The organism is Duncaniella sp. C9 (genome assembly GCF_004803935.1).
GTDB classification, from domain to species: domain Bacteria; phylum Bacteroidota; class Bacteroidia; order Bacteroidales; family Muribaculaceae; genus Duncaniella; species Duncaniella muris.
In genome coordinates, this window is the sequence record NZ_CP039547.1 from 1623530 (window position 1) to 1644977 (window position 21448).

Here is a 21448-nt window from a genome sequence, read left to right on the forward strand (position 1 = left end):
AAAAGACTGAACAATTTCAGAGAGCGAGCCGCGTGATGTTCGAACCGATTGAAAACTAAGGTCATAAAGAAAGGAGAGAAGGGCACATGAAGGATGCCTGGGCTCTCGGAGGCGACGAAGGACGTGATAAGCTGCGATAAGCTGCGGGTAGGAGCAAATATCCCTTGATCCGCAGATTTCCGAATGGGGCAACCCACTGCCCGAACAGGCAGTATCTTCCGAATGGAAGAAGCGAACTTGGGGAACTGAAACATCTCAGTACCCAAAGGAAAAGAAAATAACCCAATGATTGCGCCAGTAGTGGCGAGCGAACGCGCAAGAGCCCAAACCGGCGGTGTTCAGGCACTGACCGGGGTTGTAGGACCGTCAGCAAATGGACAGTTTGAAGTTAGCCGAAGCCTCTGGAAAGGGGCGCCGCAGCGGGTGACAGCCCCGTAGGCGAAAACAGACGACTGACAGAGACGGCACCTGAGTAAGCCGGGACACGAGAAATCCTGGCCGAATCCGCGGGGACCATCCCGTAAGGCTAAATACTACCGAGAGACCGATAGCGAACCAGTACCGTGAGGGAAAGGTGAAAAGAACCTCGAACAGAGGAGTGAAACAGACCCTGAAATCATGTGCCTACAAGCGGTCGGAGCTGCTTCGTGCAGTGACGGCGTGCCTTTTGCATAATGAACCTACGAGTTACCGTCGTTGGCGAGGCTAAGTCCACGGATGGACGGAGCCGAAGCGAAAGCGAGTCAGAATATGGCGCAATCTAGTCAGCGGCGGTAGACGCGAAACCAAGTGATCTACCCTTGGGCAGGTTGAAGGTGGGGTAACACCCACTGGAGGACCGAACCGGTAAGCGTTGAAAAGCTTTCGGATGACCTGAGGGTAGGAGTGAAAGGCCAATCAAACTTGGAGATAGCTCGTACTCCCCGAAATGCATTTAGGTGCAGCCTCGGGCGCAGTACCGTGGAGGTAGAGCGACTGATAGGATGCGAGGGCTTCACCGCCTATCAAGTCCTGACAAACTCCGAATGCCACGGCACGATCCCCGGGAGTGAGGGCGCGGGTGCTAAGGTCCGCGTCCGAGAGAGGAACAACTCAGACCACCGTCTAAGGCCCCCAAATCCGGGCTAAGTTGAAGACAATAACGAGGTGGGATTGCAAGGACAGCTAGGATGTTGGCTTGGAAGCAGCCATTCATTTAAAGAGTGCGTAACAGCTCACTAGTCGAGTGATCCCGCATGGATAATAATCGGGCATAAGTCCGGTGCCGAAGACGTGGAATTGACGGTTCATCCGTCGATTGGTAGGGGAGCATTCCGGTAGCCGCAGAAGGTCAGGCGCGAGCCTGGCTGGAGGTCCCGGAAAAGCAAATGTAGGTATAAGTAACGACAAAGGGGGCGAGAAACCCCCTCGCCGCAAGACCAAGGGTTTCTGATCAACGCTAATCGGATCAGAGTCAGTCGGGACCTAAGGCACAGCCGCAAGGCGCAGCCGATGGAAGAAACGGTCAACATTCCGTTACTCCCTTCAGGAGTGACGTGGAGACGGAGAAGTGACACTCCCGCGTGCTGACGGAATAGCACGTTAAACCGCGTAGGTATATCTGAGGCAGGCAAATCCGCCTCAGATGCTGAAACGGGACAGTACGGAGAGCCCCCGTGGCAATCCGACAGCGGAGGTAATCAGGCTCCCAAGAAAATCCGCTAAACTTAATCCTGAAGGGACCCGTACCCCAAACCGACACAGGTGGTCGGGTAGAACATACCAAGGCGCTCGAGAGATTCACGGTTAAGGAACTAGGCAAATTGACCCCGTAACTTCGGGATAAGGGGTCCCCTCCTTCACGGGAGGGGCGCAGAGAATAGGTCCAGGCAACTGTTTAACAAAAACACAGGGCTGTGCGAAATTGAAAGATGAAGAATACAGCCTGACACCTGCCCGGTGCCGGAAGGTTAAGAGGAGATGTCATCGCAAGAGAAGCATTGAATTGAAGCCCCGGTAAACGGCGGCCGTAACTATAACGGTCCTAAGGTAGCGAAATTCCTTGTCGGGTAAGTTCCGACCTGCACGAATGGTGTAATGATCCGGACACTGTCTCAACCGTGAGCTCGGTGAAATTGTAGTATCGGTGAAGATGCCGATTACCCGCAACGGGACGAAAAGACCCCGTGAACCTTTACTGCAGCTTAGCACTGTGACCGGGTGTGCGATGTGTAGGATAGTCAGGAGACAGAGAATCGGTGACGCCAGTCATCGTGGAGTCGACGTTGAAATACTGACCTTTGCACATCTGGTTTCTAACGCGCATCGGCGCGGACACTGCTTGGTGGGTAGTTTGACTGGGGTGGTCGCCTCCAAAAGCGTAACGGAGGCTTCTAAAGGTGCGCTCAGGCCGATTGGTAACCGGCCGCAGAGTGTAATGGCACAAGCGCGCTTGACTGAGAGACAGACAAGTCGAACAGGTAGGAAACTAGAGCATAGTGATCCGGTGGTTCCGCATGGAAGGGCCATCGCTCAAAGGATAAAAGGTACTCCGGGGATAACAGGCTGATCCCTCCCAAGAGCTCATATCGACGGAGTGGTTTGGCACCTCGATGTCGGCTCGTCACATCCCGGGGCTGGAGAAGGTCCCAAGGGTTAGGCTGTTCGCCTATTAAAGTGGCACGCGAGCTGGGTTCAGAACGTCGTGAGACAGTTCGGTCTCTATCTGTTGTGGGCGCAGGAGATTTGCGAGGCCCCGACACTAGTACGAGAGGACCGTGTTGGACCGACCTCCGGTTTACCGGTTGTTCCGCCAGGAGCACCGCCGGGTAGCCGCGTCGGGTAAGGATAAGTGCTGAAAGCATCTAAGCACGAAGCCCCCCTCAAGATAAGATCTCCACATAAGGGCCGTTTAAGACGAAGACGTAGATAGGTCGCAGGTGCAGGTGCGGTAACGTACACAGCCGAGCGATACTAATCGCCCAAACCCTTTCTTGGGAGCAATCCCAAACAAACAAAAACAATTTCAGCCGGCAGAACATCAAAGCAACGGCAAACGATAACAAAGCCTCTGGTTCAGTTCAGAGCGTCTGAAATACAAACTCGCGAGATAGCTGAAGAACATCAGCTTCGCTTCCAGTCACCTCTTTTTTAACGATACTAAGGTGGCCATAGCGTGAGGGCTCCACCTCTTCCCATTCCGAACAGAGAAGTTAAACCTCACCACGTCGATGATACTACGAAAGTGGGAAAGTAGATAACCGCCCCCTCTAAACCGCGGACCGGATCCTGTCACAGAAACAGCTTCCGGCCCGCTTTTTTTATATCCATTCTTCTGCAATTACTCTGCTTCGGAAAGACTCTTATCTGCTCCAAGGTGCTTATCTGCTCCAAGGCTCCGGCATTTGTCGGGCCTGATGATTTTGTAGGGGCTGAATCTCGGTTATATGTCGCTTTTTTTGTAATTTTGCAGCAAATACGTTTTAACTGACAATCATAGTTATTAAAAATCATGAAACTTACTGAACTGACAGCTATTTCGCCGGTTGACGGTCGCTATCGCGGAAAATGTGAGCGCCTGGACGAATATTTTTCTGAATATGCGCTTATCCGCTATAGGGTTAAAGTAGAAATCGAGTATTTCATAGCTCTGTGTGAACTGCCGTTGCCTGCGCTGGCTTCAGTGCCCGCTGATGTCTTCGGTAAGTTACGTGCCATCTATGAACAGTTTTCGGTTGAAGACGCTCTTCGCATCAAGGAGATCGAAAGTGTTACAAACCATGATGTGAAGGCGGTTGAATATTTCCTCAAAGAAAAATTTGATGTGCTCGGACTTGAAAAGACCAAGGAGTATATACATTTTGGCCTCACCTCGCAGGACATCAACAATACTTCGGTGCCCATGTCAATCGCTGATGCGCTCAAAGGAGTATATCGCCCGCGCATCGTAGAACTTATCGAGCATCTTGAAGAAAGAGCCGATGAGTGGTATGAAATACCCATGCTTGCCAAGACTCACGGACAGCCGGCATCGCCTACACGCCTGGGCAAGGAAATCAAAGTGTTCAGCTATCGTCTGCGCCGTCAGCTTGAAGCGCTCGATTCGGTGGCTATCTCCGGGAAATTCGGTGGAGCTACAGGCAATTTCAACGCGCATCTTTGTGCCTTCCCTGAGATTGACTGGAGGGCTTTCGGCGCTAAATTCCTGAGCGAAAAACTTGGTATCGAACGTGAGGAATATACCACGCAGATTTCCAATTATGACAATCTTGCGGCTGTGTTCGACGCTCTGGCCCGCATCAACAATATAATCCTTGATCTCGACCGTGACATGTGGATGTACATTTCAATGGAATACTTCAAGCAGAAGATCAAGGAAGGAGAAGTAGGCTCTTCGGCCATGCCTCACAAAGTAAATCCGATCGACTTTGAAAACTCAGAAGGCAATATCGGCATTGCGAATGCCGTATTCGGCCATCTTGCAACCAAACTTCCGGTTTCACGTCTGCAACGTGATCTTACCGACTCGACTGTACTGCGCAACATCGGTGTGCCTCTGGCCCATACTCTGATTGCAGTAGCGTCAACAATGAAAGGTCTCGGCAAACTGCTCCTTAACCGGGCAGCCATTGACGCCGACCTTGACAATACCTGGAGCGTTGTGGCCGAAGCCATCCAGACTGTGCTCCGCCGTGAAGGCTATCCGAAGCCTTATGAAACACTGAAGGCGCTAACCCGTACCAACAGCGCTGTGACAGCCGAAAGCATTGCCGCGTTTATCGACACTCTTGAGGTTTCGCCTGAAGTGAAGGACGAGCTTAAGAAACTCTCGCCGCACAGCTACACAGGGTATTGATTTCCCCCGACAAGCACAGTGTGGTAAAAAAAAAAATTTATAATGGATACCTCGACTAAAATACGCTTTGGCTTTATTGCCGTTCTGTGGCTGGCTCTGTGTTATCTGGTGATAGCTTCACAGCCGTTCACTCTTTGGGTGGCGTTTATAGTCATCTGTTCAGGCATAGTGGTCTGGGTTCCTCTTTATAAAAAGTATGTCAAGAATGGAAAACGAAACAGTAAAGGCTGACTATCCGCTGTTGTCAGGCATAGATTCGCCGGCCGACTTGCGCAGGTTGCCCGTTGACGAGCTGCCGAAAGTCTGTGCCGAGCTGCGTTCGTTTCTGATCAACTCGCTTGCGTCTCATCCCGGACATTTCGCATCGAGCATGGGAGCGGTAGAGTTGACCGTAGCCTTGCATTATGTGTTCAACACTCCTTATGACAGGATTGTGTGGGATGTCGGGCATCAGGCTTACGGCCATAAACTGCTGACCGGACGTCGTGACCGCTTTGAGACAAACCGAACTCTTGGCGGCCTGAGCGGTTTCCCTAATCCGAAAGAAAGCGAATATGACACCTTCACGGCCGGCCATGCCTCCAACTCTATTTCAGCTGCATTGGGTATGGCTGTGGCCAGTTCGCTCCGGAAAGATGTGCCTCCGCGCCATGTGGTGGCCGTCATCGGCGATGCCTCGATCAGCGGAGGGCTTGCATTCGAAGGGCTTAACAATGCAGCTAATTCGAATTCGAATCTGCTGATCATTCTTAATGACAACGACATGTCGATTGACAGACCTGTCGGTTCGCTCAACACCTATCTGGCTCATCTGACAGCTTCGAAGGCATATAACAATCTGCGTTACCGCTTTTCGCGTTTCCTGCGCCGCCATAAGCTTGTGACTGACTCAGGCAAAGGAATGATCATGCGTTTCAACAATAGTCTGAAGTCACTCCTGACAAAGCAGCAGAATATTTTCGAAGGCCTGAACATAAGGTATTTCGGTCCGTTTGACGGTCATGATCTCCAGACGGTGGTCAGTGTGCTTGAAGATATAAAAGATCTTCCGGGTCCGCGCATACTTCATCTCCGTACAATAAAGGGCAAAGGCTATGAACCGGCAGAAAAAGATCCGTCGACATGGCATGCACCGGGACGTTTTGACGTCGGAACCGGAGAGATACTGAAAGACGGAGCAGGGCGTCCGCCGAAATATCAGCAGGTGTTCGGCGACACGCTTGTGGAGCTGGCCCGGTCCAATGACAGGATTGTAGGCGTGACCGCGGCAATGCTGTCAGGAACTTCTATGAACAGGCTTCAGCAGGTTTTTCCGGAAAGAACCTTTGATGTAGGCATTTCCGAAGGTCATGCCGTGACATTTGCCGGAGGTCTTGCCAAGGAGGGTATGAAGCCCTATGTGGCTATCTATTCCTCTTTCATGCAGAGAGCCTTTGACCACATCATACATGACGTGGCGATAGAGGGACTCCCTGTGGTCTTCTGTCTTGACCGGGCAGGTCTGGTCGGAGAGGACGGTGCCACGCATCACGGAGTTTTTGACCTTAGTTACCTGCGGGCTATCCCCGGCATGACCATAGCTTCGCCGCGCAATCTTGACTATCTGCGCCACCTGATGCTTACCGCTCAGGATTTTGACGGGCCGATTGCAATCCGCTATCCGCGCGGAAGGGCTGAGGAGTCAGTCAAAGAGCCTATGCGGACTTTGCCGATCGGTAAAGGAGAGAAACTGCGGGACGGAAATGACATTGCGGTTCTCAGCACCGGCCCTATAGCATCTGAAGTCACTGAAGCGATCAAGAGAGCCGAGAAGGAACTGGATATCAGAGTGGCTCACTATGATATGATTTTCGTGAAACCACTTGATGCCGAAATTGTAAGTGAAATCGCAGAAAAGGGGTGTCCGGTGATCACAGTTGAAGACGGCATTTCAGAAGGCGGTCTGGGCAGTGCAGTGACAGAGATGCTGTCAGATCTTGGTTCGGCCCAGCATATCAGACGTCTCGGCGTCCCTGACAGATTCATATCACAGGGCACACCGGCTCAGCTTCACCATTTGTGTGGCTTTGACGCAGACGGGATCTTCCAGGCGATAAAGGAATCGTATATCAAAACTCAAACCGACAGCACTCCTACTGAATGAAAATAGTGATAGCAGGCTCTGGAGAGGTTGGCACCCATCTGGCTAAACTTCTTTCGAACGAGGAGCAGGATATAACTGTGGTTGACAGCGACGGCGAAAAACTCGCAATGCTCGATGCCAATTACAATCTTCTGACTTTCAGAGGATCGCCTACCTCATTCACAACGCTGAAACAGGCCGGGGTAGAGGGTTGCGATCTGTTTATCGCAGTGACTCCTTTCGAGACCCGCAACATCGTGGCCTGTGCCATAGCCAAGAGCCTTGGTGCCGAAAAGACAGTGGCCCGAATCGACAACTACGAATTCAAAGATCCGGTCAACCGGGAATTCTTCAGCCACATCGGTGCTGATGACATGATCTATCCTGAATATCTCGCAGCGATGGAAATCATTCAGGCATTGCGCCACAATTGGGTGCGCCATTGGTTTGAGCTTCATAACGGCGAGTTGATTCTCGTCGGGGTGAAACTGCGTGACAATGCGCCGTTGGTAGGAATGCAGCTCAAGGATCTCGGTGTGATGGACCATAATTTCCATGTGGCTGCCATAAAGCGAGATCATGAGACTATTATTCCAGGCGGTTTTGACAAGTTGCAGTGCAATGACATTGTATATTTCATGACCCGTCGTGATCATGTTGACTCGCTTGTGGACCTCTGCGGCAAAAAGCAGCGCAAGATACGCGATGTGCTCATAATGGGAGGCAGCCGCATTGCCATACGCCTGTGTGCGATGGCTAGCGATGAATTCAATTTCAAGATCATGGACATAGACCGAGACAGATGTCTCAGACTGTCTGAACGTTGTCCTGACGCTCATATCATCAATGCCGATGCCCGTGATACCGATGCCCTGCTTGAAGCCGGAATTTCCGACATGGATGCCTTCATTGCTTTGGCTGACAGCAGCGAGACCAATATTCTCACATGTCTTTCGGCAAAAGAGTTGGGTGTGGTGAAGACCATAGCCGAAGTTGAGAACCTGCAGTTCATCTCTGAAGCCGAGGGACTCAATATCGGAACCATAATAAATAAGAAACTGCTGGCATCGTCGAGAATTTTCCAGATGCTTCTCGACCGCGACACTTCGACCTCAAAATGTCTGGCACTCGCTGATGCGGAAGTCGCGGAAATCGTGGCCCGCGAAGGCTCGAAAATAACCCGCGGCCAGGTGAAGGACCTCCGCCTGTCGCGCGACATGACCATAGCCGGTCTTATCCGAGACGGTAAAGGACAGCTTGTGTCCGGTAATACTGTCATAGCTCCCGGCGACAGAGTGGTCGTGTTCACTCTAAACGGTCTGCTGCATAAAGTTGAAAAATTATTTAAGTAAGTCGTAAATGAGATTCAAAGACTCTGCATCGACGATCAATTTCAGGGTGCTTCTCCGTATCATCGGACTGCTTCTGATCATAGAAGGAGCATTTTTGTCAGTTCCCCTGGTTACTTCTCTGATATATCAGGAAAGAGACTGGATAAATTTCCTTTTTACTATGGGGCTTACGCTGACAGCAGGCTCTCTGATGACATTTTGCATCCGTCCGCGGAGTCAGCGCATGGCAAAACGCGAGGGCTTTCTGCTTACAGCCCTTGTGTGGGTCTTCTTCTCGATTTTCGGCATGATTCCTTTCATGCTTATGGAAAAAGACCCTCTTTCTGTTTCAGATGCTTTTTTTGAGGCAATGTCGGGATTCACCACCACCGGAGCCACTGTCATAAGCTCGATCAGCCATCTGAGCCACGGGGTTGTAATCTGGCGTAGTCTGATGCAGTGGATCGGAGGCATGGGTATCATACTTTTCACCCTTGCCGTGGTCCCGATGCTGAATCACTCAGGCGGAATGCAGATGTTCAACGCAGAGGTGACAGGGATCACACATGACAAACTGCGTCCGCGTATATCGCAGACAGCCAAAGGTCTGTGGCTTATCTATATAGTACTTACAGCAGTGCTGTTTGTCCTGCTCATCATAGGGCCGATGAATGTATTCGAAGCGCTGTGTCATTCGTTCAGCACCATGTCGACCGGAGGATTTTCTACAGCTGATGACAGCATCGAAGCATGGGATTCGGTATATATACAGATCGTGATGACTGTTTTTATGTTTCTGGGCGGTACGAGTTTTGTGTTGCTCTATCGTGCGGCTCACGGCGAATTCAAACCTATCTGGCGCAACGATGTTTTCAGGACTTACGTGGGCATAATCATAGGTTGCTATCTGCTTTTTGTAATCGCGATAATCAAAAACGGTCAGGTACATTCAGTCAAGTCGGTGACACTCGATCCGCTTTTCCAGATAATCTCGACCATAACCTCTACCGGCTATGAGATATCGGCATTCTCGTCATGGGGCACTTTTGTGCTTTCGCTTGCTTTCGCGCTGATGTTTTTCGGATCATGTGCAGGCTCGACCAGCGGCGGCGCCAAGATTGACCGTCTGATCTATCTGCTCAAAAACTGCCGCAACGAGATTGTGCGCTCTATCCACCCCAACAATATTCTCACCGTAAGAGTCAATGACCGTGTGATCCCTCACGAAACAGTGTCAAAAGTAATCGCATTCCTTTGTCTTTATGTAATGATAATAATGGTAGGCGGCATACTGCTGACAGCAATGGGGCTGCCGCTTGTCGATTCGTTTTTCTCAGCGTTCTCCTGCATAAGCAATACCGGACTCGGTGCCGGTGTCACCGGATATGGCGGATCGTATTCCGTTGTGCCTGATCTTGGCAAATGGTTGCTGGCACTGATCATGATGATAGGCCGTCTGGAACTGTTCACGGTACTGATTCTGTTTACACCTACCTTCTGGAAGAAGTGAGTCTGTGAACAATTACCATTAATATGGTATTGACAGGAAATAAGTCTGATTGTAATTTTGCATTATCAGACGTTGATAGATTTCCAACAAAATTCATATAGTATGTCAAAGATTTATAAAAACCTCACAGAGCTTATAGGCTCCACTCCGCTCATGGAAGTGAACAACATTGTCGCTTCTGAGAATCTAAAAGCGCGTATCCTTGTGAAGATCGAGTCGTTCAATCCGGGTGGTAGTGTCAAAGACCGCATCGCACTGGCCATGATTGAAGATGCCGAACGTAAAGGGATTCTGACTCCGGAGACACTGATCATAGAACCGACAAGCGGCAATACCGGCATCGGCCTTGCCTGGGTGGCATCGGTGAAAGGCTACAGACTCATACTGACAATGCCTGAAACCATGAGCATAGAGCGCCGGAATCTGCTCAAGGCGCTTGGAGCCGAAATTGTGCTTACTCCGGGAAGCGAGGGAATGAAAGGTGCCATAAGAAAGGCCGGTGAACTGAAGGAACAGAATCCGGGAGCGATCATACTCCAGCAATTTGAGAATCCCGCCAATCCGGAGGCTCACCGGAGTAGCACAGCCTTGGAAATACTGAGAGACACAGATGGCGAGGTGGATATATTTGTGGCTGGAGTTGGAACCGGAGGCACTCTCAGCGGCACTTCTGAAGTGCTGAAAGAACATAATCCGGCTATAAAAACCGTGGCCGTGGAACCGGCAAGCTCTCCGGTGCTCTCAGGCGGTAAGGCCGGTGCGCACAAAATCCAGGGCATAGGAGCGGGGTTTGTCCCCGGAAACTACAATGAATCGGTTGTTGATGAAGTCATTGCCATCCCTGACAATGAAGCCATAAAAGCATCCAGACTGCTTGCTGAGAAAGAAGGTCTGCTGGTTGGCATTTCATCAGGAGCCGCACTTGCGGGTGCTATACGTGAGGCCCGTAAGAAAGAAAACGAAGGCAAGACCATAGTGGCGATACTTCCGGATACCGGCGAACGCTATCTGTCAACAGTCCTCTATGCGTTTGACGAGTATCCACTATGATGAGAAATCAAGGTCAGAAACCTTATGCTGTAAGAAAGGGCTGCTTCCCGATTATATTTCATGGGGAAACAACCCTTTCTCTGTATTGTTTGATTTGGCTTACAGATGTCTTATTTTGCGTCGCCTACTTTATTGTAGCGGGCGTTGAGGCCTTCGATAATCTCGCTTGTGATATCAAGAGCCGGGTTGAAGTAAACGCCTGCGGCTTTGAAGAGGATTGCATCGTAGCCTTTAGATGCGTTATAGATCTTGATATAGTTTTCGATCGAGTCGTTGAGCTGGAGCTGCTGCTGTGCGAGCTCGTTTTCGGTATTGCGACTGAGATTTGCAAGATAGTTTTCTGCGTCAGACTGCATTTTCTGAAGTTTCTGCATGTCGGCATTGTAACTTGCTTCGGTCAGATAGCCGTTGCTACGGCCCTTCTGCTCGATAGCAGCTGCGAATTTCTGAATTTCAGTTGTCTTTGACTGGCGGGCACCTTCAATTTTAGAGACGGCACGCATGGATGCTTCCTGAAAATCCTTTGCCAGATTGTAGTGCGTCATCAGCGAATCTGAGTCGATGTAGCGGATGTTGATGCTCGGAGAGCTATCGCTATCGGCTGCTGCTGTCGGGGTGTTGGCATCGGCGGCGGCTTCGGTTGATGATGTGCCGTTGCAGGAAGTGGTGCTGAGGGCCATGAAACTTAGAAGCAGCGATGAAGCTGATATTGCTAACTTGTTCATGTGAAGAAAATAGGTGTATATGTACTGTATATAAATGATATTAACGTTTTTGCTTACGGTCAGCGCCGCCGTGGGCGCACCCGATACCTCTTCGGCGCAGTTCAGGAAGATCGTGAGCATGACCTGAGGGGAAACGTCCGCCTTTGACAAACAGCACTTTGATCCCCAGTGCAACTATCGCGATTCCGATGAGAACAACAGCTAAGATGACTGTGATGAACAAGGTTTTCATTGTCAATTTGGACTTTTACGATGCAAAAGTAGCAATTTGCGCGATATTTTTGCGCGTATATCAATTTTATTTTATAATTTAGTGCGGTAAATCCATAAAATTTAACACTAATTAATTACCCGATATGGAAATCAAAGATCTTCAGCCGCGCGAGGTGTTCGCGATTTTTGACGAGATCACCAAGATCCCCCGTCCTTCAAAGAAGGAAGAGAAAATCCGCCAGTATCTGCTGGATTTCGCGAAAGCCCACAATCTTGAAGTGAAAACCGACAAGGTTGGCAACGTAGTCATCACCAAGCCGGCTACTCCCGGCCATGAAAATGCTCCTACAGTCATCATGCAGGGCCACATGGATATGGTTTGCGAGTCAAATGACAAGAATTTCGATTTTGCCAACAGCCCGATCCCCGTGGTGATCGACGGCGACTGGGTGCGCACAAAGGGCACAACTCTCGGTGCTGACAACGGTATCGGTATGGCCGCAGCTCTCGCCGCTCTGATCGACGACAGCTATGAGCATGGTCCGCTCGAAGCTCTCTTTACGGTCGATGAAGAGACCGGTATGACCGGTGCCAACAATCTCGGTGAGGATATGATTTCAGGCACTATGCTTCTCAATCTCGACTCAGAGGATGATGCCGAGATCTTTGTGGGATGTGCCGGAGGTGTTGATACCCAGGCTTTCTTCACTTACAACCGCTCGTTCGCTCCGACTGATTTCATGTATTTCAAGATAAATGTCGAAGGCCTCAACGGCGGCCATTCAGGCGGTGACATTCATCTTGGCCGCGCCAACGCCAACAAGCTCCTTGCCCGCTTCCTTTTCATGCTTTCAGGCAAGCATGAGGTTGTGGTTTCTGAAATTGATGGCGGCAATCTGCGCAACGCCATTCCGCGTGCCGCACATGCAGTGATCGGTGTCCACACTTCACGTAAGGAAGAAGTGCGTACCATGCTCAACCACTATATCGCTGATCTGGAAAACGAGTATCAGGGCGTGGAACCCGGTCTCAAGATTACAATGGAAAGTGTCGACACCCCCGAATTCACCATTGACCAGCAGACATCGCTCAATCTTATCCGCGCGGTCTATGGCGCTCCCCACGGAGTGGTTTCCATGAGCCGTGAACTCGAAGGCCTTGTCGAAACCTCGACCAACCTCGCATCAGTGAAGATGGCTCCTGACAATACAATCGTGGTGACCACCAGTCAGCGCAGCTCTGTAGAGTCACGCAAATGGGACATCGCCCGTCAGGTTGAGGCAGTCTTCCTGCTCGCAGGCGCACGTGTAGAACATGGCGACGGCTATCCCGGATGGCAGCCCAATCTCGAATCGCCGATCATGAAGATTTCACGCGACGCCTATAAGGAGCTTTATGGAGTTGAACCTGCCATCAAGGCCATTCATGCCGGTCTGGAATGCGGTCTGTTCCTCACCAAGTATCCTTACCTCGACATGGTTTCATTCGGCCCGACACTGCGCGATGTGCATTCTCCTTCCGAGAGCATGTACATTCCGGCTGTAGAACGTTTCTGGGGTCAGCTCAAGCGGACCCTTGAAAAGGTAGGCGAACTCAAGAAGTAATACGGGCTGCATTTCTGATGACAGCAGTCAGACGTTACTTATAATATAAGGTGGCATCTCCTCCGCCTGCTCCAGGCGGAGGAGGCCACTATTCTTTCTCCTTACGGAGCGCCGTGAAGGCGTGGTTTTCTATGAATGACTCAGAGGTTGTTTTAAAAAACCTCTAAACTTTTACGCTTCTGAAGCGTCTATAATATCAGTGTGTCTTTCATTCCTTTCTGACACGCTTTAGCTAAGGGCCGCGCCGGAGGGTGCTGCCGATGTTTCATCAATTCATTTTTTCATGTCACGACGATTAATTCTCTTTTCGCTCTCCATTCTCCTCTCGTCGCTTCTATTTTCAATGACCGACAACAGTTCGCAGCATCAAGCCGCTGACTCTCTGACGGCCGTTACACAGGGATGCGATCTGATGATGCTCCCTACCGACACTATTCTGACACTGACCGAAGCCGATTTCGAAGAAGTGGCCGCGGAGCTCGGAGTCGAGGTAGCAGCCATCAAGGCTGTGGTCGAGATCGAAGCCGGGCGCACACACGAAGGCTTTGCTTCTCCAGGCAAACCGCTGATCAATTTTGATCTCTCAATGTTTCGCCGTTTCGCCACAAGGCGCGGTGTGAATCTTTCGAAATACAGCAAATCACATTCTGTTGTGTTCGCGTCGTCACGCGGATCGCAGTCTCGTGCCCACAAGAGGCTGGAGGCCGCCAAATCGATCAATCATAATGCCGCTGTGGAAGGTACTTTCTGGGGTATGTTTCAGATTGGCGGTTTCAATTGGAAAAAATGCGGGGCCGAAAGCCTTGATGACTTTGTCTGCCGCATGTCACGGTCAGAGCGTGACCAGCTTGACATGTTTGCCAGTTTCATCAGTACAACCGGACTTGTGAAACACTTGAAGACCAAAAACTGGGCTGCATTTGCCCGCGGCTACAATGGCCCCGGATATGCCAAACGCGCCTATCACACCCGTATGGCCCAAGCCTACAGCCGTCACAGCAAATAAGATGGACTATTGTCAGAAAAGTGCTTCTGGCACACACGCATTCATTCTCTAACCCGTTTTTTTCTGACAATGCAGCATGAAATCAGCCGGATGCAGTGCGTCCGGCTGATTTTCGCAGTGATCATGCGTGGAGTGTGTGCCCTGACATAGCGCTTACGGCTGAAAGAGATGCGCCCTTGGATCTGTGAAAAGACCCAAGGGCGCATCAGATGGTGTTTCTTATGCCGTCAGTGCGGTGAGACCGGGCGATCAGTCAGCACACTTGGCTTTGATGAATTCGCGGTTGAGGCGGGCGATGTTGCTCAGAGGAACGTTCTTGGGACATTCGGCTGCGCAGGCACCGGTGTTGGTACAGTTGCCGAATCCGAGTTCGTCCATCTTGTTGACCATTGCGCGCGCGCGGCGGGCACGTTCAACCTGACCCTGGGGCAGGAGTGCGAACTGGCTTACCTTTGCGCTGACGAAGAGCATGGCCGAGCCGTTCTTGCAGGCAGCCACGCAGGCGCCGCAGCCGATGCAGGTAGCGGAGTCCATAGCGATGTCAGCCACTTCCTTAGAGATGGGGAGGCTGTTGGCGTCAGGAGCTCCGCCGCAGTTGAACGAAACGTAGCCGCCGGCCTGCTGGATCTGGTCGAATGCGTTGCGGTTGACCATGAGGTCACGCACAACGGGGAATGCGGCCGAGCGCCAGGGTTCGATGGTGATGGTGTCCTCGTTGTTAAATTTGCGCATGTGGAGCTGGCAGGTGGTGATTCCCTGAACGGGGCCGTGGGGGTGTCCGTTGATGTAGAGAGAACACATGCCGCAGATACCTTCGCGACAGTCGCTGTCAAAAACTACGGGCTCTTCGTTGCGGTCGATGAGCTGCTGGTTGAGCATGTCGAGCATTTCAAGGAAAGAGCTTCCGGTTGAGACGTTCTCCACGCGGTAGGTCTGGAATGAACCCGGCTCTTTGGGACCACGCTGACGCCAAATCTTGAGGTTTACATTTATAGTATGTTCCATTTTACTTACAATGTTTTGGTGTGGGGAGGATTATGATTTGTAGTTACGGGTCTGAACCTTGATCTCGGTGTAGTTGAGGGGTTCTTTGAGAAGCACGGGCTTTTCGTTGTCGCCGGTGTATTTCCAGCAGCTGACATACATATAGTCCTTGTCGTTACGAGCGGCTTCGCCGTCGGCGAGCTGATATTCCTCGCGGAAGTGAGCGCCGCATGATTCGTTGCGGTTGAGGGCGTCGATAGCCATCATCTTGGCAATTACAAGGAAGTCCTCCAGGCGGAGAGCCTTTTCGAGTTCGGTGTTGAGATCATCGGCACGGCCTACGATGCGCAGGTCAGAGTAGAATTCCTTGCGAACTTCTTCGATCTCGTCAAGAGCTTTGACGAGGCTCTGGAGTGTGCGGCCCATACCTACGAGATCCCACATCACATGGCCCAGTCGCTTGTGGATCTGGTCGGGTGACTTGGTACCCTTGATGGCCATGAGTTTGTCGATGCGGGTGCGGACTGCCTTTTCTGCTTCGTCAAATTCCTTGGCATCGGTAGTGAAGTGGGGCACCTTGATTTGATCGCTCAGATAGTTCTGCATAGTGTAGGGGAGCACGAAGTAGCCGTCGGCAAGGCCCTGCATGAGGGCTGATGCGCCGAGACGGTTTGCGCCGTGGTCAGAGAAGTTACATTCGCCGATTGCGAAGAGACCCTTGACGGAAGTCTGCAGTTCATAGTCTACCCAGATACCGCCCATTGTGTAGTGGCTTGCGGGGAAGATCATCATCGGGGTTTCGTAGGGATTGTCATCAGAGATCATCTGATACATGTCGAAGAGGTTTCCGTAGCGGTCGCGGACCACGTCTTCGCCCAGACGGTTGATGGCATACTTGAAGTCGAGATATACGGCGTTGCCTGTACCTACACCGAAGCCGGCGTCGCAGCGTTCCTTGGCGGCACGGCTGGCGATGTCACGGGGGCAGAGGTTACCGAATGCCGGATAGCGGCGTTCGAGATAGAAGTCGCGGTCTTCGTCGGGGATATCGGTGGGCTTTTTCTTGCCGGCGCGGATGGCTTCGGCGTCTTCTTTCTTTTTGGGAACCCAGATGCGGCCGTCGTTACGGAGCGATTCGCTCATGAGGGTCAGTTTAGACTGATCTTCGCCGTGGACGGGGATACAGGTGGGGTGGATCTGGGTGAAGGCGAGGTTGGCGAGGTAGGCACCCTTCTTGAAAGCCTGGACAGCGGCCGAGCCGTTGCAGCCCATAGCGTTTGTTGAGAGGAAGAATGCACGGCCGTAGCCGCCGGTGGCGAGTACTACTGCGTGGGCTGCGTAGCGTTCGATCTCGCCGGTGACGAGGTTGCGGACGATGATACCGCGGGCGCGGCCGTCGATGATAACCACGTCAAGCATTTCGCGGCGGTTGAACGACTTCACTGTGCCTTTCTTGATCTGGCGGTTGAGTGAGGCGTAGGCACCGAGAAGGAGCTGCTGGCCGGTCTGGCCTTTGGCGTAGAATGTACGTGAAACCTGTGCGCCGCCAAACGAGCGGTTGGCGAGCAGACCTCCGTATTCGCGGGCGAAAGGAACGCCCTGTGCCACACACTGGTCGATGATGTTGTTTGACACTTCGGCAAGACGGTAGACGTTGGCTTCGCGTGAACGGAAGTCGCCGCCCTTGATAGTGTCATAGAAGAGGCGATAGATGGAGTCGCCGTCGTTCTGATAGTCTTTTGCTGCATTGATACCGCCCTGGGCTGCGATGGAGTGGGCGCGGCGGGGTGAGTCCTGGATGCAGAAGTTGAGCACGTTGAAACCGAGTTCGCCGAGGGTCGAGGCGGCAGAGGCGCCTGCCAGACCGGTGCCGACCACGATCACGTCGAGGTTGCGCTTGTTGGCGGGGTTGACGAGTTTCTGATGTGCCTTATAGTTTGTCCATTTCTGGGCGAGGGGCCCTTCGGGGATCTTGGAGTCGATCTGATATTCAGGTAAGGCTGAGGATTCGATGTCGGCGTAATCCTTCATGATGGGGGTAGAGTCAATCATGCCCTCAAGGTTTTTGATGTCTGCCATATCTGTGTTGTGATATTATTTACGGAATAAGATTAAAAACATCCGTTGCTGGCACGGATTGTGAACACGATTGCCTGGATGATGAAGAGGATGACAACGATCGAGGTCCACCAGCAGCCGATTGTCTTGAGGCGGGGGAGCCAGGTGTCATTGTCCCAGCCGCAGCTCTGGAACATTGACCAGAAGCCGTGGTTCATGTGGAACCAGAGAGCGATGAAGCCGATGATGTAGATGATCGGAGTCCAGATGCAGCTGAATGCCACATTGATGAAGTACATGCCGTTCTGAGGATCGGGTTCATGGATGCCCATGATTTCGGCGAGCTGCATTTTTGCCCAGAACTGGATGAGATGGACAACGAGGAATGCGAGGATCACGATACCGAGCACGAGCATGTTCTGCGATGCCCATTCAACCTGAGCGGGTTTGCGAACCACGTCGTAGCGGTCGTTGCCACGGGCCTTGCGGTTCTGAAGGGTCAGCCATACGGCATAACAGATGTGAATGATGAAGAGCACGGCGAGACCCATTGAGGCAACCAGTGCATACCAGTTGGCGCCAAGGAATGCGCAGACTGCGTTATAACCGTCGGGCCAGAAGATAGCCACACCGTTCATCAGACAGTGAAACGTGACAAATAGGACAAGGCATAAGCCCGTGAGAGCCATCACGAACTTCCTCCCTATAGATGAGCAAGTTAACCACATAGTAGTTTAAAAATGGATTAAAGTTATTTAAATGAATTAAGAAATTGATGCTATTGAACTGTTTTATAGCGCAAAGTTACGTCAAAACATCGGGCTTTACAAGAATTAAAGAAAAATTTCTTTAACCGGATGTAAGAAAGATTAACATTTTTCGAACCGTCATGTGATAATGAATCATTTTTTAAGACACCCTCTTAATATACAAGGTGTAGACCTTAGGGATGCATAAAGCTGACAGTGGACCCAGGTCTGGTAATATATTTGCACATTTTTTGAAAATATAGGGAATAATGTGTATTTTTGCTGTGTCTTAAGCACACAAATTCCATGATGATCATTTATCGCATTTATCAGATTCTGATAATGATTCCTTTGCTTGCGGTGGCCACTGTCATTGCAGCCGTGATCACGGTGACCGGTTCGGCGCTTGGTTTCGGGCGCTGGTGGGGCTACTATCCTCAGGTCCTATGGGCCAGACTTTTCTGCTGGCTTTCCTTTGTCAGAGTTACTGTCAGAGGACGGGAGAATATCGACCCGAAAGTAAGCTACGTTTTCGTGGCAAACCATCAGGGAGCATATGACATTTTTACCGTCTACGGTTATCTCGGCCATAATTTCCGCTGGATGATGAAGCAGAGTCTGCGCAAAATTCCCTTTGTAGGCTGGGCATGCGCCTGGTCGCAGCAGATCTTTGTCGACAATTCCTCGGCATCAGCCACACGCCGCACCATGCAGCAGGCCGAACGCCAGTTGAGCGGAGGCATGTCACTTGTGGTCTTTCCCGAAGGCGCGCGCTCATGGACCGGCGAGATGGCCCGTTTCAAGAAAGGAGCTTTCCGCCTGGCCATCGAGTTCAATCTACCGGTGGTGCCATTGACAATCGACGGCGCCTTTGATGTGCTGCCGCGTTTCAAGAAAATGCCGGTGCCCGGCCATATCTGCCTGACGATCCACAAACCCATTCATCCTTCTGCCGACGGCCATGACCAGGTCCGTCTGATGGAAGAGTCTTACCGTGAAATAGAAAGCGGTCTGCGCAAAGGCGGCAAAGGCTGAACCAATCTGTGGGCTGAAACGTTTTAAATGTCGGTGGGTGAGTGAGCCGGCCGGCATTAATTTTGCCCTTTTGCAAGGCGCGGAATTGACAAATTGTCAGTCGCAACTGACACAGATGAAGACTGGCACGGTTTATGCTCCATCTGATAGACGTGAAAGCAGTCTTATATACCTTAAATATATATAAAGAGTGCGCATAAAGACAGAAACAATAATAATTAACCAAATAACTAATATTAGGAACTTATGAATATCAAACCATTAGCTGACAGAGTGCTCATCACCCCCACTCCTGCAGAAGAAGTCACCGCCGCAGGCATCATCATTCCTGACACCGCCAAGGAAAAGCCTCTCCGCGGCACCGTGGTTGCTACCGGCAACGGCACTAAGGACGAAGAAATGGTTGTAAAGGCCGGCGATGAAGTCCTTTTCGGAAAATATGCAGGTTCTGAGGTGGAACTCGAAGGTACCAAATATCTCATCATGCGTCAGAGCGACATTCTGGCTGTTCTTGAGAAATAATCATCAATTCTGAAACGCATAAAAAACGCATAAAAATGGCTAAAGAAATAAAATTCGACATAAAGGCTCGCGAAGAGCTTAAGAAAGGCGTTGACGCTCTGGCCGACGCAGTGAAAGTGACCCTCGGACCGAAAGGCCGTAACGTGATCATCGAAAAGAAATTCGGTGCTCCCCACATTACAAAGGACGGAGTCAGTGTGGCACGCGAAGTTGAACTCGAAGATCCCTTCCAGAACATGGGCGCACAGCTCGTCAAGGAGGTGGCTTCAAAGACCGGCGACGATGCCGGCGACGGCACTACAACCGCTACAGTGCTTGCCCAGGCAATCATCAACGTTGGTCTCAAGAATGTGGCTGCCGGTGCTAACCCGATGGACATCAAACGCGGTATTGATCGTGCGGTAGCCGTGGTGGTTGAAGGCATCAAGGCCCAGAGCCAGGAAGTAGGCGATGACTTCAAGAAGATTGAAGACGTGGCCCGTATCTCTGCCAACAACGACGAAGCCATCGGCCATCTCATCGCCGAGGCTATGAAGAAAGTCAAGAAAGAAGGTGTCATCACCGTTGATGAAGCCAAAGGAACTGAAACCACCGTTGACATTGTGGAAGGTATGCAGTTTGACCGCGGCTACATTTCTCCCTACTTCGTGACCAACACCGAGAAGATGGAGTGTGTGATGGAAAGCCCCTACATCCTTATCTATGACAAGAAAATCTCCAACATCAAGGATATCCTTCCCGTGCTTGAAGCTACCGCCCAGTCTGGCCGCGGTCTGCTGATCATCTCCGAAGATGTAGATCAGGAAGCTCTTGCAACCCTCGTAGTGAACCGTCTGCGCGGATCTCTGAAAGTGTGCGCTGTCAAGGCTCCCGGCTTCGGTGACCGCCGTAAGGAAATGCTTGAGGACATCGCAGTGCTCACCGGCGGCGTTGTCATCTCTGAAGAAAAAGGCATGCAGCTTGCCACCGCCACCATCGACCAGCTCGGCCGTGCCGAAAAGATCACTGTCAACAAGGAGAACACCACTATTGTCAACGGTGCCGGCAACAAGGAAGCTATCGCAGGCCGTGTGGCTCAGATCAAGGCCCAGATCGAGCAGACCACAAGCGATTATGACCGCGAAAAACTCCAGGAACGTCTCGCCAAGCTCGCAGGCGGTGTTGCCGTTCTCCATATAGGCGCTCCCAGCGAAGTAGAGATGAAGGAGAAGAAAGACCGCGTTGACGATGCTCTTTCTGCAACCCGTGCGGCTATCGCCGAAGGCATTGTCCCCGGTGGCGGTGTGGCCTACATCCGTTGCGTGAAGTCTCTTGAAAACCTCAAGGGTGCCAATGACGATGAGACCACCGGTATCAACATCGTGCTTCGCGCCATCGAAGAACCCCTCCGCCAGATCGTGGCCAATGCCGGTGAAGAAGGCGCAGTAGTGGTTCAGAAGGTCAAGGACGGCGAAGGTGACTATGGCTACAATGCCCGTACCGATACTTACGAGAATCTTCTCGCAGCCGGTGTCATCGACCCTGCCAAGGTAACCCGTGTGGCCCTTGAAAACGCTGCATCGATCGCCGGAATGTTCCTCACCACCTCATGCGTGATCGCTGACAAGAAGGAAGACAATCCCGCACCCGCAATGCCCGCACCCGGTATGGGCGGCATGGGCGGCATGATGTAAAAATCAGCATCCCCTCTGACAATATAAGAAAA

Annotated in this window: 16 protein-coding genes and 2 rRNA genes; 13 read left to right on the forward strand and 5 right to left on the reverse strand. The window is 51.5% G+C overall.

The genetic code is table 11. The features are described from left to right. The first annotated feature begins 66 nt into the window (after nt 1-66). From E7745_RS06605 to cysK, 8 genes are all read left to right on the forward strand, one after another. Nucleotides 67-2976, forward strand: a 23S ribosomal RNA gene (locus E7745_RS06605). Nucleotides 2977-3139: 163 nt separating this feature from the next. Next, a 5S ribosomal RNA gene (gene rrf / locus E7745_RS06610) occupies nt 3140-3248 on the forward strand. Nucleotides 3249-3490: 242 nt separating this feature from the next. Next, a complete protein-coding gene (purB, locus tag E7745_RS06615; RefSeq protein ID WP_136408501.1) occupies nt 3491-4834 on the forward strand; it encodes an adenylosuccinate lyase in 1344 nt (447 codons plus the stop codon). A 42-nt stretch (nt 4835-4876) separates the two neighbouring features. Beyond that, nucleotides 4877-5065: a hypothetical protein gene (locus tag E7745_RS06620; RefSeq protein ID WP_107032016.1), complete on the forward strand. Its 189-nt coding sequence runs from the start codon at nt 4877-4879 to the stop codon at nt 5063-5065. Beyond that, entirely contained in the window at nt 5040-6977 is a 1938-nt protein-coding gene (gene dxs / locus E7745_RS06625) for a 1-deoxy-D-xylulose-5-phosphate synthase (protein WP_136408502.1), read from the forward strand. The genes E7745_RS06620 and dxs overlap by 26 nt, the downstream gene beginning before the upstream one ends. Continuing rightward, on the forward strand, nt 6974-8308 hold the full coding sequence (trkA, locus tag E7745_RS06630) for a Trk system potassium transporter TrkA (protein WP_136408503.1): 1335 nt from the start codon (nt 6974-6976) through the stop codon (nt 8306-8308). Before dxs ends, trkA begins: the two co-directional genes overlap by 4 nt. A gap of 7 nt (nt 8309-8315) precedes the next feature. Continuing rightward, on the forward strand, nt 8316-9797 hold the full coding sequence (locus E7745_RS06635; protein ID WP_136408504.1) for a TrkH family potassium uptake protein: 1482 nt from the start codon (nt 8316-8318) through the stop codon (nt 9795-9797). 102 nt (nt 9798-9899) lie between these two features. Then, nucleotides 9900-10847, forward strand: a complete 948-nt coding sequence (gene cysK, locus E7745_RS06640) for a cysteine synthase A (protein WP_136408505.1) — start codon at nt 9900-9902, stop codon at nt 10845-10847. A 110-nt stretch (nt 10848-10957) separates the two neighbouring features. Here the strand turns inward: cysK and E7745_RS06645 are convergent, their stop codons facing one another. Further along, the gene (locus tag E7745_RS06645) at nt 10958-11572 is read right to left on the reverse strand and encodes an OmpH family outer membrane protein (RefSeq protein ID WP_160630581.1); all 615 of its coding nucleotides are present in this window, start codon (nt 11570-11572) and stop codon (nt 10958-10960) included. 40 nt (nt 11573-11612) lie between these two features. Further along, a complete protein-coding gene (locus E7745_RS14825) occupies nt 11613-11804 on the reverse strand; it encodes a hypothetical protein (protein WP_160630580.1) in 192 nt (63 codons plus the stop codon). A 124-nt stretch (nt 11805-11928) separates the two neighbouring features. On the opposite strand from E7745_RS14825, the gene E7745_RS06650 reads away from it, so the two are divergent. Then, nucleotides 11929-13389: an aminoacyl-histidine dipeptidase gene (locus E7745_RS06650; protein ID WP_136408507.1), complete on the forward strand. Its 1461-nt coding sequence runs from the start codon at nt 11929-11931 to the stop codon at nt 13387-13389. A gap of 283 nt (nt 13390-13672) precedes the next feature. Continuing rightward, nucleotides 13673-14395 (forward strand): N-acetylmuramidase family protein, encoded by a 723-nt coding sequence (locus E7745_RS06655; RefSeq protein WP_123398306.1) that lies wholly within the window; start codon nt 13673-13675, stop codon nt 14393-14395. 249 nt (nt 14396-14644) lie between these two features. Here E7745_RS06655 and E7745_RS06660 read toward each other — a convergent pair whose 3' ends face one another. The 3 genes from E7745_RS06660 to E7745_RS06670 all read right to left on the reverse strand — a co-directional run bounded on the left by E7745_RS06660 (nt 14645) and on the right by E7745_RS06670 (nt 18165). Continuing rightward, nucleotides 14645-15400 (reverse strand): succinate dehydrogenase/fumarate reductase iron-sulfur subunit, encoded by a 756-nt coding sequence (locus E7745_RS06660; protein ID WP_123398307.1) that lies wholly within the window; start codon nt 15398-15400, stop codon nt 14645-14647. Nucleotides 15401-15430: 30 nt separating this feature from the next. Continuing rightward, nucleotides 15431-17410 (reverse strand): fumarate reductase/succinate dehydrogenase flavoprotein subunit, encoded by a 1980-nt coding sequence (locus tag E7745_RS06665; RefSeq protein WP_107032022.1) that lies wholly within the window; start codon nt 17408-17410, stop codon nt 15431-15433. A gap of 80 nt (nt 17411-17490) precedes the next feature. Continuing rightward, nucleotides 17491-18165, reverse strand: coding sequence for a succinate dehydrogenase cytochrome b subunit (locus E7745_RS06670; RefSeq protein ID WP_107032006.1), 675 nt, complete (start codon nt 18163-18165; stop codon nt 17491-17493). A gap of 327 nt (nt 18166-18492) precedes the next feature. Between E7745_RS06670 and E7745_RS06675 the strand changes: the two genes are divergently transcribed. From E7745_RS06675 to groL, 3 genes are all read left to right on the forward strand, one after another. Beyond that, on the forward strand, nt 18493-19221 hold the full coding sequence (locus E7745_RS06675) for a lysophospholipid acyltransferase family protein (RefSeq protein WP_123398357.1): 729 nt from the start codon (nt 18493-18495) through the stop codon (nt 19219-19221). Between the two features lie 246 nt (nt 19222-19467). Next, nucleotides 19468-19743, forward strand: a complete 276-nt coding sequence (locus tag E7745_RS06680; RefSeq protein WP_107032004.1) for a co-chaperone GroES — start codon at nt 19468-19470, stop codon at nt 19741-19743. 35 nt (nt 19744-19778) lie between these two features. Next, nucleotides 19779-21416, forward strand: coding sequence for a chaperonin GroEL (gene groL, locus E7745_RS06685; protein ID WP_107032003.1), 1638 nt, complete (start codon nt 19779-19781; stop codon nt 21414-21416). Nucleotides 21417-21448: the final 32 nt, after the last annotated feature.

Bases quoted from the DNA above. Each gene is read 5' to 3' on its own strand.
- dxs (WP_136408502.1), top strand. From the start codon at position 5,040: ATGGAAAACGAAACAGTAAAGGCTGACTATCCGCTGTTGTCAGGCATA.
- E7745_RS06635 (WP_136408504.1), top strand. From the start codon at position 8,316: ATGAGATTCAAAGACTCTGCATCGACGATCAATTTCAGGGTGCTTCTC.
- E7745_RS06655 (WP_123398306.1), top strand. From the start codon at position 13,673: ATGTCACGACGATTAATTCTCTTTTCGCTCTCCATTCTCCTCTCGTCG.
- E7745_RS06675 (WP_123398357.1), top strand. From the start codon at position 18,493: ATGATGATCATTTATCGCATTTATCAGATTCTGATAATGATTCCTTTG.
- E7745_RS06660 (WP_123398307.1), bottom strand. From the start codon at position 15,400: ATGGAACATACTATAAATGTAAACCTCAAGATTTGGCGTCAGCGTGGT.
- cysK (WP_136408505.1), top strand. From the start codon at position 9,900: ATGTCAAAGATTTATAAAAACCTCACAGAGCTTATAGGCTCCACTCCG.
- trkA (WP_136408503.1), top strand. From the start codon at position 6,974: ATGAAAATAGTGATAGCAGGCTCTGGAGAGGTTGGCACCCATCTGGCT.
- E7745_RS06620 (WP_107032016.1), top strand. From the start codon at position 4,877: ATGGATACCTCGACTAAAATACGCTTTGGCTTTATTGCCGTTCTGTGG.
- purB (WP_136408501.1), top strand. From the start codon at position 3,491: ATGAAACTTACTGAACTGACAGCTATTTCGCCGGTTGACGGTCGCTAT.
- E7745_RS06665 (WP_107032022.1), bottom strand. From the start codon at position 17,410: ATGAAGGATTACGCCGACATCGAATCCTCAGCCTTACCTGAATATCAG.
- E7745_RS06670 (WP_107032006.1), bottom strand. From the start codon at position 18,165: ATGTGGTTAACTTGCTCATCTATAGGGAGGAAGTTCGTGATGGCTCTC.
- E7745_RS06650 (WP_136408507.1), top strand. From the start codon at position 11,929: ATGGAAATCAAAGATCTTCAGCCGCGCGAGGTGTTCGCGATTTTTGAC.
- E7745_RS06680 (WP_107032004.1), top strand. From the start codon at position 19,468: ATGAATATCAAACCATTAGCTGACAGAGTGCTCATCACCCCCACTCCT.
- E7745_RS06645 (WP_160630581.1), bottom strand. From the start codon at position 11,572: ATGAACAAGTTAGCAATATCAGCTTCATCGCTGCTTCTAAGTTTCATG.
- groL (WP_107032003.1), top strand. From the start codon at position 19,779: ATGGCTAAAGAAATAAAATTCGACATAAAGGCTCGCGAAGAGCTTAAG.
- E7745_RS14825 (WP_160630580.1), bottom strand. From the start codon at position 11,804: ATGAAAACCTTGTTCATCACAGTCATCTTAGCTGTTGTTCTCATCGGA.